Annotated in this window: 10 protein-coding genes; 2 read left to right on the top strand and 8 right to left on the bottom strand. The window is 75.9% G+C overall.

Annotation, left to right across the window (positions count from 1 at the left end; all coding sequences use genetic code 11):
• Positions 1–24: 24 nt before the first annotated feature.
• From AB0P07_RS11325 to AB0P07_RS11290, 8 genes are all read right to left on the bottom strand, one after another.
• Positions 25–1,551 carry an FAD-binding oxidoreductase gene (locus tag AB0P07_RS11325; protein WP_365548424.1) on the bottom strand — a complete coding sequence of 509 codons (1,527 nt, stop codon included), beginning with the start codon at positions 1,549–1,551 and terminating at the stop codon, positions 25–27.
• Between the two features lie 103 nt (positions 1,552–1,654).
• Positions 1,655–2,347 (bottom strand): serine O-acetyltransferase, encoded by a 693-nt coding sequence (locus AB0P07_RS11320; protein WP_365548421.1) that lies wholly within the window; start codon positions 2,345–2,347, stop codon positions 1,655–1,657.
• Between the two features lie 422 nt (positions 2,348–2,769).
• Positions 2,770–3,714 carry a 2-oxoglutarate and iron-dependent oxygenase domain-containing protein gene (locus AB0P07_RS11315; protein WP_365548418.1) on the bottom strand — a complete coding sequence of 315 codons (945 nt, stop codon included), beginning with the start codon at positions 3,712–3,714 and terminating at the stop codon, positions 2,770–2,772.
• An 11-nt stretch (positions 3,715–3,725) separates the two neighbouring features.
• Positions 3,726–4,412: a class I SAM-dependent methyltransferase gene (locus tag AB0P07_RS11310; RefSeq protein ID WP_365548415.1), complete on the bottom strand. Its 687-nt coding sequence runs from the start codon at positions 4,410–4,412 to the stop codon at positions 3,726–3,728.
• Positions 4,396–5,505 (bottom strand): pyridoxal-phosphate dependent enzyme, encoded by a 1,110-nt coding sequence (locus AB0P07_RS11305; protein WP_365548412.1) that lies wholly within the window; start codon positions 5,503–5,505, stop codon positions 4,396–4,398. Before AB0P07_RS11305 ends, AB0P07_RS11310 begins: the two co-directional genes overlap by 17 nt.
• Positions 5,502–6,470: an SUMF1/EgtB/PvdO family nonheme iron enzyme gene (locus AB0P07_RS11300; RefSeq protein ID WP_365548409.1), complete on the bottom strand. Its 969-nt coding sequence runs from the start codon at positions 6,468–6,470 to the stop codon at positions 5,502–5,504. Before AB0P07_RS11300 ends, AB0P07_RS11305 begins: the two co-directional genes overlap by 4 nt.
• On the bottom strand, positions 6,467–7,099 hold the full coding sequence (gene ribA, locus AB0P07_RS11295; protein WP_365548406.1) for a GTP cyclohydrolase II: 633 nt from the start codon (positions 7,097–7,099) through the stop codon (positions 6,467–6,469). The genes AB0P07_RS11300 and ribA overlap by 4 nt, the downstream gene beginning before the upstream one ends.
• Entirely contained in the window at positions 7,096–8,979 is a 1,884-nt protein-coding gene (locus AB0P07_RS11290; RefSeq protein WP_365548403.1) for a WD40 repeat domain-containing protein, read from the bottom strand. Before AB0P07_RS11290 ends, ribA begins: the two co-directional genes overlap by 4 nt.
• Before the next feature lie 335 nt (positions 8,980–9,314).
• On the opposite strand from AB0P07_RS11290, the gene AB0P07_RS11285 reads away from it, so the two are divergent.
• Both AB0P07_RS11285 and AB0P07_RS11280 read left to right on the top strand, forming a co-directional pair.
• A complete protein-coding gene (locus tag AB0P07_RS11285) occupies positions 9,315–13,346 on the top strand; it encodes an ATP-grasp domain-containing protein (protein ID WP_365548400.1) in 4,032 nt (1,343 codons plus the stop codon).
• On the top strand, positions 13,343–13,879 hold the full coding sequence (locus AB0P07_RS11280; protein WP_365548397.1) for an NADPH-dependent FMN reductase: 537 nt from the start codon (positions 13,343–13,345) through the stop codon (positions 13,877–13,879). Before AB0P07_RS11285 ends, AB0P07_RS11280 begins: the two co-directional genes overlap by 4 nt.
• Positions 13,880–14,011 lie beyond the last annotated feature (132 nt).

The following is a 14,011-nucleotide window of genomic DNA, read 5'->3' as shown; positions in this document are numbered from 1 at the left end:
CCGCGGTGCGGCCGGGCCGGGAGGTCAGTCGACGGACTGGGCGAAGCGGAAGAAGCGGTCCGGGTCGTAGGCGCACTTGACCGCGCGCAGGCGGCGCAGGTTGCGGCCGTAGTACGCCTGCCGCCAGTTGGTGAGGGCCGGGTCCATGTAGTTCTGGTACGACTCGTGGTTGGAGTACGCGTCCATGGTGGTGTGGGCGGTGTCCACCCAGACGCGGGCGGCTTCGCGGGCCTCCGCGGCGGGATCGGCGGTGGGCAGGGTGACCGAGAAGCCGGCGTTGAACACCGCGTCGCGGTGGACGAAGGCGGTCGCGGTCGGGGCGATCTCGTTGATCCGGCCGCCGTAGGGGAACAGCCCGAGGAAGCGGAACTGGCCGGGGCGGGGGTCGGCGGTGAGGGCGTCCAGCGCGCTGCGCGCGGCGGCCGGGGTCCAGGGCTGGGCGTAGTAGAGGTTGCGCTGGGTGGTGTGGGACTCGCGCGGCAGCTGGGCCTCGGGGGTGAAGCCGACCCGGTGGCACTCGGCGACGGTCCGCTCCCCGCAGCCGTAGACCCGCATCATCGCCTGGGTGTAGGGCAGTTCGTCGACGGCGCGGCTGGTGCCCGGGTGGCCGACGGCGGTGGTGAGACGGTCGAGGAGCCGGTCGGCATCGCTCTTGGGTCCGTGGTAGGCGCCGGTGAGGACGACGGTCGGTTCGGTGCCGGCGGGCGCGTCGGTGGAGTGCAGGAACATCAGTTCGCAGGCGAGTTCACGGGGTGCGGAGGCCATCCAGTCCTGCCAGGCCAGGATCAGCGAGTGGGCGTCCGTGTAACGGAAGTTGAGGTTGAACAGGGTCAGGGACGGGATCCGCACGGGAGTGACCTCGTAGGCGGTGACGATGCCGAGGTTGCCGCCGCCGGCGCCGCGCAGCGCCCAGAACAGGTCGGGGTGCTCGGTCGCGCTCGTCCGCACGGTGCGGCCGTCCGCGAGGACGACCCGGGCGGAGACGAGACGGTCGGATCCCATGCCGTACTTGCGGGAGGTGTAGCCGAAGCCGCCGCCCTGGAGCCAGCCGCCCATGGCGACGGTGGGACAGGTGCCGCCGGCGATCTGCACACCGTACGGAGCGAGGGCGTTCAGGGCGTCGATGCCCTGGGTGCCGGGGCCGAGGTGGACGGTGGCGCCGTCGACGCGGACGGCGGAGAGCCGGGACACGTCGATGACCAGGCCGGGGGTGGTGGAGTAGCCGGCGGCGCTGTGGCCGCCGCTGCGGACGGCGGTGGCGAGGCCGTTGTCCTGGGCGAAGCGGACGGCGGTGGTGACGTCGGCCTCGGTGGCGCAGTAGGCGACGCCCTGCGGGTGGACGGCGTCGAACTGGGCGAGCTGGAGCTGTCTCGCGGTGTCGTAGCCCGCGTCGCCGGGCAGCACCAGGCGGCCGGTGAGGGCGTCGGCCAGGGCGGCCCAGGGGACGGTGGCCGTGCCGGCGGCGAGGACGAGACCGCCGGTGCCCGTGGTCAGGGCGGCCGCGGCGCCGGTGGCCGCGGAGGCGCGTATCAGGGAGCGTCGGGTGAGCATGCGGTTTTCCCTCTCCGTCGGAGGTGGTGGGCGGGTGGAGTCGTGGTGCGGGCCAGGGGGCGGGTCGTGGGCAGGTGGAGTCGAGGTGCGGGCCAGGGGCGGGTCATGGGGCGGTCAGGTCGCGCAGTACGAGGGTGTGGGCGGCGACGCGGCAGCCGTCGGCGACCGTGATCGGGCCGAGGACGGAGGCGCCGGTGCCGATCACGACCCGGTCGCCGACGACGGGGTGCCGGCGGCCCTGCCCGGCGCCGTCGCGCAGCCAGCCCCGGGAGCCGAGGGTGACCCCGTGGTACAGCGTCACGTCGGCGCCGACGACGGCGGTCTCGCCGATGACGACGCCGAAGCCGTGGTCGATGAAGGCGCGTCGTCCGATGCGGGCACCGGGGTGGATCTCCATGCCGGTCAGCAGCCGGGCCAGCCGGGTCAACAGGGTGGCGCGCAGCCGGTGTCCGCGGACGTGGCGGCGGTGGGCCAGCCGGTACAGGGCCAGCCCCTGCCAGCCGGGGTGCAGCAGCGCCTCGCGCCGTCCGGCGCAGGAGGGGTCGCGGGCCAGGACGGCATGCAGGTCCTCCCGGATGAGACGCAGGGTCGACGGGCGGGACGCGTCACCGCCGGGTCCCGGGCGACCACGGCCCCCCTCCGAGCGGCCCGGGAGGCCGGTGACCGCGGTCGGCCGGGAGGACGCCGGGGAGCCGGGGACCACGACGCGTCGGGAGAACACCGGAGGGTCCGGGGCGGGCCGGGGCGCGTCCGCGACGGCCTCCGGGGCCTGGGGACCGGCTGCGGAACGGGACACATCCGTACCCGCCCCCGAGGCCCGCGGACCGGGCGCGGGACGAGGCACATCCGTACCCACCGCCGAGCCCCGGGGATCGGCCGCAGGACGGGACACGCCCGTACCCACCGCCGACGCCCGCGGACCGAGCACGGGACGGGACACATCCGTACCCGCCCCCGAGGCCCGCGGACCGGGCGCGGGACGAGGCACATCCGTACCCACCGCCGAGCCCCGGGGATCGGCCGCGGGACGGGACACGCCCGTACCCACCGCCGACGCCCGCGGACCGGGCACGGGACGGGACGCCTCCACCGAAGCCCGCGGACCGGCCGCAGGACGGGACACATCCGTACCCGCCCCCGACGTCCTGGGACCGGACTCCTCCGTACCGGTCGCCGAGGGCCGGGGAGCGGGCACCGGACGCGGTGTGTCCGTGCCGTTCATCGGGCCGGGACCGGGGTCGGGGCGGAGTCCAGGCGGCGGATGCGGTACATCGTGCGCTGGAACAGCTCGTCGGCGGTCAGGGTGGCGAAGCGCTGCGGGCCCTCCTCCGCGCCGGGGACGCGCAGCGGGGTGAGGGTGGTCCAGGGGGCCGGGTGGCAGAACTGGACGATGGACAGCCGCCCTTCCCGCTGTCCGGGGGGCGCCACGACGCGGTGGACGGCCGCGCGGGCCAGCCCGTTGGTGAGGCGGTCCAGGACCATGCCGACGTTGACGACGGCGTGGCCGGGCGGCGCCTCGACCGACAGCCACTCCCCGTCGACCAGGACCTCAAGTCCCGCCGAGGTGGCCCGGGGCAGCATGGTGATCAGGTCGAAGTCCTGGTGCTCGACGGCCCAGACGTGACGGTCGGAGGGCGCCTCGGCCATCGGCGGGTACCAGGTGGCGCGGTTGACGACCGGGCCGTCCTCCAGCAGGTCGGTGAAGTAGTCGGGGTGGGCGCCGAGCGCGTCGGCGAGGGTGCGGACGACGTCGTGCTGGAAGCGCAGCATGCGGGCGTGCAGCTCACGCAGGGCCGAACCGATGCCGGGGACCAGGTGGTCGGGGAAGTAGGGGTCGGGGTAGCGGTCGGGGAAACGCCGGCGCAGCGGATGGTGGGCGGGGAGGGGCTCGCCCCAGTGGAAGAGTTCCTTCCAGTCCGGTACGGCGCCCTTCTCGGCATGCTCCACCAGCGGCGGGACGTAGCCGGCCTGGCCGTTGGTGCCCGGGACGCGGCAGGACCGCTTGGCGTCGGCGTCCAGGGCGAAGAAGGCGTGCAGGAAGTCGTACGCCTCGTCCAGCAGGCTCTCCGGCACGGTGTTGCGCACCAGGAAGAACCCGTCGTGCAGAGCGGCGCGCAGGTGCGTGTGACTGCCGGGCCGGTCCAGGTCTATCGCCTTGAGCATGTGAGGTCCCTTCACGGGTGGGGCTTGCGGAAGGACAGCGCCAGGTAGGCGAGCCGGTGGCCCCGGTACGCGAAATCGCGGTCGATCACCAGGCGGTCCAGCGGCGCGAGTCCGGCCGCGGTGTACAGGTCGGTGACGGCCCGCTCGGTGAGCCACCAGTTCAGCCGGCCGTCCTGCAGGGGAAGTGCCGTGATCTCGCCGTCGGGGCTGAGGAAGACGCTGACCACGAGGGTGCCGCCGGGCCGCAGCAGTCCCGCCCCGTGGGCCGCCCAGCCGGGCCAGTCCTGACGGCGCTGGTGGTGCAGACAGCCGTTGTCGACCAGGAGGTCCAGCGGCTCGTCGACGTGGTCCAGGAAGTCGGTCCGGCGGAAGCGGACGGTGCCGCGGGCCGGTGGCGGGGCGTCCCACACGTCGAGCAGGTCGAGGCCGGTGGTGTCGGCGTCGAGGCGTTCGGCGAACGCGGTGCTCTGGTGCCCCCGGCCGCAGCCCACGTCCAGGACCCGGCGCCGGACGCCGGCCGTGGGAGCCGGGCTCTGGTCGCAGGCGAACCGGGTGACGCGCTCGTTGGTGCCGGCGGCGGTCCAGGAGTCGCGTCCCGCGCCGTACCAGGCGCGGAAGGAGTCGGCGACGACGTTCCGGTAGGCGGTGTAGGCGGCGGGACCGGCCGGGCCGGTGCCCAGGTCAGTGGTCGGCGGCATCGGTCCACTCCTCCACGGTTCCGCGGCTCGCGGCGACGGCCACGGCGTGCCGGCCGCGCGGGCCCTCGTCCAGGGCGCGGGAGGCGGTCAGCCAGGCGCCGGCGGCGCTGGCGGAGATCGCGATCCGCTGGGTGCGGCGCAGCAGCCGCATGCCGTCCAGTGCCTCCCGGTGGCCGACCTCGGCGAAGGCGAACTCGTCCTCGTAGGGGGCGAGCAGGGGCTGGCGCAGGCCGTGGCCGAGACCGCCGGTGCCGTTCATGCGGGGTGCGGCCGTGGGCGCGTGCGGGTCGCCGTAGGGCGCCTCGGCGGGGAAGACGGCGTGGGCGGCGCAGTCCGGCCTGCGCAGCCGCAGAGCCTGTGCGGTGCCCACGAGGGTGCCGGCGGAGCCGACGGAGGCGGCGAGCGCGTGCGGCCGTACGCCTTCGCCGGTGAGCCGGGCGACGATCTCCGCGCCGGTGCGTTCGCGGTGGACGGCGACCGCCTCGGGGGCGCTGTGCTGGAGCAGCAGCCGGCGGCCCTCGTCCTCGGCGATGCGGGCGGCCTCGTCCATCGCGCCGAGGAAGCCGGTGCCCTCGGGGGCGCGGGTGACCCGGGCGCCGTCGCGGCGCAGCGCGGCCACCAGCCGCTCTGGGGCGCCGTGCGGGACGGCCAGGTGCAGGTCGAGGCCGAGCAGGGCGCACATGTGGGCGAGGGCCACGGCGAGGGAGCCGCCGGAGTACTCGGCCAGCCGCACGCGTCCGGAGCCGGCCCGTGCCACGGCGCCGCAGAGCAGGGCGTAGGCGGTGCGGGCCTTGACGGTGCCGGTGAGGTTGGCGGCTTCGGCCTTCAGCCAGACGGTGCCGCGGCCGCCCCGGCTGGGCACCGGCACGAGCGGGGTGGAGCCGACGGCGGGCCGGAGCGCGGCGAGGCCGGGGTGGAGCCGGTGGGCGGTCCGCTCCAGGGACGCGAACGGGGCCTCGATGTCCGCGCGGTCGGGGCGTCGGGCGGCCAGGGCGCGCAGGATGTGCGCGAACCGCGGGTCGGGGGCGGGGGTGGCGGCCGGGGTCGTCGAAGTCGTCGGGGCGGGGGCGAGGAGGGGCGGTGAGGTGGTCATGAGGGGCGCTCACTGGTGGCGAGGCGGAAGCCGACGGGGTAGAGCGGTCCCGGGAAGGCGCCGTGGCGGCGGCGGGTGCGGGTCAGGTCGCCGAAGCGGGCGAAGCCGCCGCCGCGCGCGACCCGGTAGGTGCCCATGGACTGGGTGAGGTGGTCGTCGACGGCGACGCCGCCCGGGTAGGGCGCGTAGTCGTCGGCGGTGAACTCCTCCACGTTGCCGCCCATGTCGTGGGCGCCGAACGGGGACTGGCCGTCCGGGAAGGCACCGACCGGGGTGGTGGTGTGCACGCCCGACTCACGGGTGTTGGCGGCGTCCGGGTCGAAGCCGCCCTCCCAGGGGTAGGGGCGTCCTTCCGGACCCTTGGCGGCGTACTCCCACTCGGCCTCGGTGGGCAACCGCCAAGGGTGCCCGGTGCGCTCGCTCAGCCAGCTCGCGTAGGCGTCGGCGTGCTCGGCGCGGACGCCCGCCACGGGGTGGTTGGAGCGGTCCCACGGATAGGCGCCGAGGTACCAGGTGGTGGGCCGGTCGGTGAGGCCCGCGTCGGCGAGGAAGTCCCGCCACTCGCCGTTGGTCACCGGATAGCGGGCGATCCAGAAGTCGTCGAGGCGGACGGGGTGTTCGGGGGTCTCCTTGACGATCCAGGACTCCTCGACGCCCTTGTCGGCCCAGTGGCGGACGACGTACTCGACCTCGTCGGCGGGCAGGCCGACGGGGACGGTGGCACCGGGGACGAAGCAGGTGACCGGTACGGGGGTGAGGCGGGGGTCGCCGAGCAGGCCCAGCATGCCGCCGGCGGCGAGCCGTTCGGCCAGCGGCAGTGCGGGGTCCTCCACGGCGGCGGCCAGCCGCAGCCGGTCGGCGCTCACCGGTTGCCCGGGGCCCGGTGCCCGGTGCACCCGGGCGGGGTCGGCGAGGTCGGCGTGCTCCTGGAAGTGCGGGGAGCGGGTGATGTCGTCGAGGTTCATGCGCTCGCCTCTTCCAGCAGGGTCAGGGTGTGCCCGCTGTCGGCCTTGGCGGCGAGGTAGCGGGCGTTGTGCTCGGTCAGATGCACGGAGGTGGGCAGGACGGCGTCGACCCGGATGCCGAGGTCGCGCAACTGGGCGACCTTGTCCGGGTTGTTGGTGAGCAGCCGGACACGGGTCAGGCCGAGGGCACGGAGCATCGCGGCGGCGGCCTGGTAGTCGCGCTCGTCCTCGCCGCGGCCGATGATCCGGTTGGCCGCGAAGGTGTCGATGTCCTGGTCCTGGAGGACGTACGTGTCCAGCTTGTTGAAGAGGCCGATGCCGCGGCCCTCCTGGCGCAGGTAGAGCAGGACGCCGCCCTGGTCGGCCATCGCGGCGAGCGCCTCGTCGAGCTGGGGGCCGCAGTCGCAGCGCGCCGAGCCGAACACGTCGCCGGTCAGGCACTCGCTGTGCAGCCGGACCAGGGGGACGGTGTGCGGGGCGTGCGGCAGGACGCAGGCGAGGTGTTCCCGGGCGTCGGGAAGGTCGTGGAAGGTGACGAGTTCCGCGGTGCGTCCGGCCGCCCGGTCGAGGGTGACCGGGACGCGGGCCCGCACGGTGGCGGCGCGTTCCGGGGGCGTGAGGGTGTTCATGCGGCCCTGCCTTCCGTCGCGTCGGCGGCGGCCGGGGCGGTCGCCGCGGGGGTGTGGAGCAGTTCCTCCAGGTGCAGGGAGCGCCGGACGGCGGGGCGGCCGTCGGCGTCGAGGCCGACCTGGAGGAGGCGGCCGTCCCAGCCGGCCACGGCGACCGTGCCGTCGGTGAGCCGGAGCATGCAGGACAGGCCCTGCCCGAACTCGGCGAAGAGCCGGCCCGAGGCGAGGGTGGCGGCCGAGTCGTGCCAGTCGACCTGCCAGGCGTAGAGACCGAAGTCGTAGGAGCCGGCCAGGACGACGGGCCGGTCGGCGTCGCCCAGCAGGGCCACGCACTTCACGGACTCGTCGGGGCCGAGGAGGGTCTGCACGTCCCGCGCGCGCCAGGCGCCGTCGGGCAGGCGGACGAGCCGGCCGGCCTTGACGGTGTGGTCGCGGGAGGCGCTGGCGGCGGCCTCGGTGCCGAGGGCGGCGACCGCGTTGACGAGGTTGCCGTGCTCCCACAGGGTGGCGCGGGCGTGCGGCCCGCCGGCCCGTACGGTGCGGTCGGTGGCGGCGGACAGGAAGCCGCCGTCGACGGGTGCGAGGGACTTCACGGAGCCGTCGTGGGCGGCGATCCGCTCGCGTTCGGCGAGGGAGACGGGGTCGAGGAGGACGAACTCCCCGTTGTAGGTGCCGGCGACGAGGGTGCCGTCGTGGACGGCGAGGGAGGGTACGGGGGCGCCGAGCGGGGCGCCGGCGGTGAGGGTGTGCCCGTCGTGGCGCAGGACCTGCCCGGAGTAGGTCCCCGCGTAGAGGGTGTCGCCGTCGCTGGCGAGGGAGAGGATCGGGCCGTCGGTGAGGTCGATCAGCCGGACGGAGGGCGTGGCGGCGGCGTCGGCGGTGACGGCGACGACGAGACCGGAGTCGGTGCCGACGAGGAGTTCGTCGCCGTGCTGGACCAGGGCGTTGGGGCCGTGGGTGGCGTCCTCGGGGGCGGCGATCGGCCGGGCGGTGGTCAGGTCGTACAGGTGGGGGCCGTTCCAGAAGGAGCCGGCAGCGACGACGCCGTGGGCGACGGCGACCGAGCGGGGCCACACCCGGCGGTCCTCGACCCGGTGCAGCCGGGTGCCGACCACGTCGAACCAGTGCAGGCCGCCGTCGTAGGCGCCGACGACGAACGCGGAGTCGTCCTCCGCCCAGGCGACGGCGCGCGCCGCCGAGGTGGAGACCGGGACGGTGCGTACGACGTCGAGGCCGGCGGTGAGCAGGTCCACGGCGCCGTCGTCGCGGGCGACCGCGAGGAGGCGGCCGGAGTGCGACCAGGCGCAGCCTTCTATGGAGGAGTCGTAGCGGCGGGTGGCCGGGGCGGTGGTGCCGTCGGGGTCGGAGACGGCGACCAGGCCGTCCTCGCCGACGGTGGCGACCAGGCCGTGCGGGCCGACCGAGACCATCATGCAGTGCGCCTCGTGGGAGCCGACCTCGGCGAGGAAGGTGCCGTCGGCGGTCGACCACAGGGTGGCGCGGCCGTCCTCCGAGACGCAGATGAGGCGTTCGCCGTCGGGCAGCCAGGCGACGGAGTTGATGTCGTCGGTGTGCCGGGCGAGCACGGTGCGCAGGGTGGTGCGGCCCTCCTCGGTGACCCGCCAGATCGCCACCGTCTTGTCGGCGGAGGCGGTGGCGAGCACCTCGGGGTCGACCGGGTTCCAGGCCGAGGCGTTGACCAGGCGGCGGTGGCGCAGCCGGGCCAGCGGGGCGGGGCGGGCCCGGTCGCCGGTGTCCCAGACGATCACCGAGCCGTCGTACGAAGAGGTGGCCAGCCGTTTGCCGTCGGGCCGGAATCCCACGTGGGTGAGGGGGGCGGAGTGGCCTGATCCGTAGGCCGGAAGGTCGATGGTTCGCACGCCGTCTCGTCCCTTTCTCGGGATGTCTGTGGGGTGTTTCTCGGGTTTCTCCGCGATCTTCCGGAGATCGTTCACGGGCATGTGCCGAACGAATGCGATGTGCGCCGAAATTAGGCGGGCGGCACGGCCCGGTGCGAGCCGGAGCCAGCAATCTGGCAACTCGCGGAATTACCCGCGGCGGTGTTGACGGACCGGGAAAAGGGTGTCGTGGCTCGTCACGGGCGGGCACGCGGCGGCTACTTGACCCATTCCCCCGAGGTGCCTTGAGAGGTGTGGACGGCCGGGCGGAGGCTGGCGCGGAACGCAGGACCTATCGGGCCGGGGAGCTGAGCGGCGTGCACATTGTTCTGGTGGAGACCACGTCCGTCCGCGGGTTCGACATGGTCGCGGAGATGGCGGACGCGGGTGTCGAGGTCAGTTTCGTCACCGGGAATCTCGACTCCTATCGGGGGAATCCCGGATTCGAGCTGGCCTCGCGCGCCGCCCGCCTGGTGGAGGTGGCGAATCCCGCCGCCGGACGGCTCGCCGAGCGGCTGCGCGGCCGGCTCGGACCGACCAGGCCCGACGGGGTGATCTGCCGCGACGAGGTGCACCCCTTCGCCGTTGCCGAACTGGCCCGGGACCTCGGTCTGCCCCACGAGTCGGTGGCGGCGGCGCGGATCCTGGCCGACAAGTCCGCGGTCCGCGCCCGCCTCACCGAACACGGGGTGGGCTCGCTGCGCTGGCGGGTCGCGGCCACGCAGGCCGAGGGGCTGGCCGCGGTCGACGAGATCGGCCTGCCCGTGGTGGTCAAACCCACCGCGGGCGGCTGGTCGGTGGGGGTCACCGTCGCCTGGAGCCGGGGGGAGGCGGCCCGCGCGCTGGCGGAGCTGCTCCGGGTGCCGGCGGGCCGCGACGGCGCTCCGCCGCGCGCCCTGGTCGAGGAGTACGCCGTGGGGCGGCACGTCAGCGCCGAACTGCTGGTGGCGGACGGGCGCGCGGTGCTGCTCGGTTTCGCGGAGCGGCTCCCGGCACCGACCGGGCAGACCGCCGAACTCGGCGGGCACTTCCCGGCCCGCCTCGACCAGGACGCGGCGGCCCGCGCCTTCGTGCTGGACGCGGTCCGCGCGCTGGGCCTGCGCCGCTCCGCCGTCCACGCCGAGCTCCTGCTCACGCCGACCGGACCCGAGTTGATCGAGGTCAACGGCCGGGTCGCCGGGCACGTGGTGACCCGGCAGATGTCGTACGCGCTGGGCCGTTCGCTCACCCGGGACCTGATGGCGCTGGCCACCGGGGAGCCGGTGGAGGAGGCGGGGCCGCCCGAGTCGGTCGTCGCGCTGCACCAGTTGTACAGCCCGGTGGCGGCCGTGGTGCGGGGCGGCAAACCGGCGGACGTGCTCGGGCCCGACGTCATCGAGACCCACCTCGCCGTCGCTCCCGGGGACCGGGTACGGGCGCTGCGCACCAATCACGACCGGATCGGCTATGTGCTGGCCCGGGGCGCCACGGCCGAGGACGCGGCGCGGACCGCCGCCGAGGCCGCGGGGCGGCTCCTCGCCTCGCTGGAGCTGGCTCCGGAGGTGGGCGGCCAGGCTCCGGGAGCGGCCGGGGACGCCGGTGGCGCGGAGGGGGTGCGCGGAGCCGCCGGTTCGGCGGCCGACCCCGTGACCGCCGCCGCACCGGCCGTCTCACCGGCCGCCTCCGAGGCCTCCCCCGTGGCCGGCTTCACGGGCGGGGAGCACCTCATGGTGCTGCTGGGCGCGGGCGACCCCGTCGAGGCGACGCTGACGGCCGTGGGTGCGGTGACGTCGCGGGTCAGCGTGGTGTGGACGTCGGGTCCGGAGGGCGAGGCGGAGGCGCGGGCGCTGTGGGCCCGCAACTGCGAGGGGCAGTGGCACACCGCCGACACGGGCCCCGGGATCCGGGCCGCTGCCCGCGCGGTGCACGCCGCCGAGCCGGTGCGCGGCGTCCTCACGCTCTCCGCGACGCCGTACGCCCGGCAGTTGCGGGACGGGGGCCCCGGCCCCGGCGCACGGCCGGGCGCACCCCCGGTGCCCGGACACACGGTCGTGGTCACCGCCCACCGGGACGAGGTACGGGCGCTCACGGTGATCGACGAGGAGCCGGCTTTACGGCTCTGCCCGACGGCACTCGACGCCGAGGCCCGCGCGACGCTGACCGAACGCGCCGTACGAGCCGTACGGGACGCCGGGCTCGACGGGGTGGTGCGGTGCTTCTTCCCCGCGGGGGAGACGCCCGACGCGGGGAGTGGGGACGCGGCGGCCGAACTCGCGCCGGGCCAGGTCACGCCGGCCAAGGCTGCGGCGGCCGAAGTCGCGCCGGGCCAGGTCACGCCGACCGAGGCTGCGGCGGCCGAACTCGCACCGGGCCAGGTCACGCCGGCCAAGGCTGCGGCGGCCCAGGTCGCGCCGGGCCAGGTCACGCCGACCGAGGCTGCGGCGGGCGGCGTGGAGACCGGCCGCACGGGGGCCGACGGCGGGGAGGAAGGCGTCACAGGGACCGGCGCCACGACGGACGACGGCACGGCAAAGGGCGGAGCAGAGGCCGGCGCCATGGCGGCCGACGGCACGGCGGACACCGAGACCGCGACCAGCCCCGCCGCACACCACGGCACGGCGGACAGCCACACCGGGCCCGGCACCACGGCGGGCCGGGGCACAGGAGCCCGTGTCGTGGCGGGCCGGGGCGCGGCGGACCGGGGCGCGGCGGACCGGGGCGCGAAGACCGATGTCGGAGCGGGCGGTGGGCCGGAGGGCGGCCGGACCGGGCAGGGCTCGGCCGGGCCCCTCGTGCTTCCCGGGCTCGACGAGGCCGTCATCGATCTCTACGACGCCGTGCACACCCGCGGTCTGGTCGCCGCGGTCGCCGAGGCCGCGCTCGGCCGGGTGCCGCGCGGCAGGGTCCGCGACCGGGTCGCCGTGCAGCGCGCCCTGGCGCTGCCCGCCGGGCCGCTGCGGGTGGTGGAAGCGAGCACCGCCGCCGAACTGGGCGCCCGGCCCGACGTGTTCCGGGCACGGGTCCTCACCGGCGCCGGACACGTCGCCGGGGCGGGCGGGCCCGGCACCTGGCTGCGCCACACCGTGGTGGCCGACGGGCGCGACGCGGCGCGGGCCGCGGCGGACCGGCTGGCGGACTCCGTGGTCCTGCGCACCGCGCCGCACGACCGCACCCACGTGCTGCTGCTGGACCGGCTCGGCGCGGACGCCTGGACCGGCGCCGACGGCTCCTCCCCGGTGCTGCCCGCGGACCGCTTCCGGCTGTCCGTCCTGACCTCGGCGCAGGACGCCTCCGGGCCCGCCGACCTGGTCGTCCGCACCGACCTGTACGACGACTTCGCCCTCGGCCACCTCGCCCGGGCCGTGCGGGCGGCCCACCCCGTGCACCGGGTCGCCGCGCTCTCGGAGCGGCTGTTGGAGCCGGCCGCCCGGCTGCGTCGGCTGCTGGGCGTGCCGGGCGAGGGCCCCGAGGCGGTGAGCCGGTTCATCGACAAGGCGGTGATGAAGCGTCTGGCGCGGCGCCACGGCATCCGCCACGCGGACGGGCTCCTCGCCCACACCGCCGAGGACGTGACCACCCTGTTCGGCCGGCACGGCCGGATCGTCGTCAAGCCGCGCGCCGCCTCCGGCTCGCAGGGCGTCGCCGTCCTGTCCACCCGGGCGGAGCTGGAACGCTGGCTGGGCGCGCACTTCGTGCCGGGCGCCTTCCTGTGCGAGGAATTCGTGGACGCGCCGATGTGCCACATCGACGCGGTCGTGCACGACGGCGAACCGGTGTGGAACGTCTCCGCCTACGTCCGCGACACCATGGCGCTGCGGCGCGGCCGGCCCCTGTCGTCGGCCACGGTCGCCGACCCGGCGGTGCGCGCGGCGGCCGGGCGGCTGCTCGCCCAGGTCGTGGACGCCTGGCGGGTGCGCTCGGGCGTCCTGCACCTGGAGGCGTTTCTCACCGCGGGCGGCCCGACCTTCTGCGAGGTGGCCGCCCGACCGGGGGGCGGCGGTGTCGTCGAGGCCTTCCTGGCCACCGACGGCGTGGACCTGCGCCACGCGAAGATCCTCGCGGACGCCGGCGAGAACCCCCTCGCCGGGCGCCGCGAACCGGTCGCCCCGTACGCCGGGTGGACGGTGCACTACTGCGGCGGCGGCCGGCTGCTGGAGTACGACGACTCGGCGGTGGCCGGTGACGCACACGCCCGCACGGTGCGGGCGCGGGTCGGGGCCGCCGTCCCCGCGTCGACGTTCTCCGGCACCGGGATCAGCACCCACGTCTTCGTGCACGACACCCCCGAGGGGCTGGCGGCGCTGGTGGACCGGGCCGAGCGCGAGGTGCGGATCGTGACCGGGCCCGCGGCGAGGGAGGCGGGGTCGTGATTCTCGGCATCCTCGGCAGCGCGGCGAAGGGCTCGGTGTCCCGCGAGATCCTGCTGCGGGCGGGCGAGCGGCTGACGCGGGGCGGGTCCCGGTTCCGGCTGGTGGACCTGGCGGTGGAGTTCCCCGAGGCGCACCGCCTGGAGGAGTACGACGAGCCGCCGCCCGGCAGCCAGACCGCGCAACTGCGGGCGCTCGCCGCCGGGTGCGAGGCGGTGGTGCTGGCGACGCCGGTCTACCACGGCTCGTACAGCGCGCTGTTGAAGAACGCCCTGGACCACCTGACCGGTGACGCACTGGCCGGCCGTCCGGTCGGCCTGATCGCCGCGGGCGGCGGTCCGCGCGGCGCGGGCACCGCCTGCGACCAGTTGCGCACGGTGGTGCGGGCGCTGGGCGGCTGGGCCGCTCCGACCCATGTGGCCACCACCGCGGCCGACCTGGTGTCCGGACCGCCGCTGGACTTCCTCGACGCGCGGCTCGACGCGCTCGCCGCCGAGCTCCTGTCCTTCCCGGCGCGTGCGCCGGACTCGTCCTGACCCGCCCGACCGCGCCCCGTCACCCCGTCCGCCGCGTCATCCCGTGTCCCCGTCCGCCCCGTCGTCCACCGTCACCCGTCACCCCGCGTCCGCCCTGTCCTGCCCCTTCGGCGGCTCGTCCGTCGGCCCCTT

This window comes from Streptomyces sp. NPDC085944 (genome assembly GCF_040686295.1).
GTDB classification, from domain to species: domain Bacteria; phylum Actinomycetota; class Actinomycetes; order Streptomycetales; family Streptomycetaceae; genus Streptomyces; species Streptomyces salinarius.
Note: the sequence above shows the minus strand (reverse complement) of the source record. Positions and strands in the feature narration are given on the sequence as shown.

Coding starts and splice junctions, on each gene's coding strand:
- AB0P07_RS11325 (WP_365548424.1), bottom strand. CDS start 1,551: ATGCTCACCCGACGCTCCCTGATACGCGCCTCCGCGGCCACCGGCGCC.
- AB0P07_RS11315 (WP_365548418.1), bottom strand. CDS start 3,714: ATGCTCAAGGCGATAGACCTGGACCGGCCCGGCAGTCACACGCACCTG.
- AB0P07_RS11310 (WP_365548415.1), bottom strand. CDS start 4,412: ATGCCGCCGACCACTGACCTGGGCACCGGCCCGGCCGGTCCCGCCGCC.
- AB0P07_RS11305 (WP_365548412.1), bottom strand. CDS start 5,505: ATGACCACCTCACCGCCCCTCCTCGCCCCCGCCCCGACGACTTCGACG.
- AB0P07_RS11300 (WP_365548409.1), bottom strand. CDS start 6,470: ATGAACCTCGACGACATCACCCGCTCCCCGCACTTCCAGGAGCACGCC.
- ribA (WP_365548406.1), bottom strand. CDS start 7,099: ATGAACACCCTCACGCCCCCGGAACGCGCCGCCACCGTGCGGGCCCGC.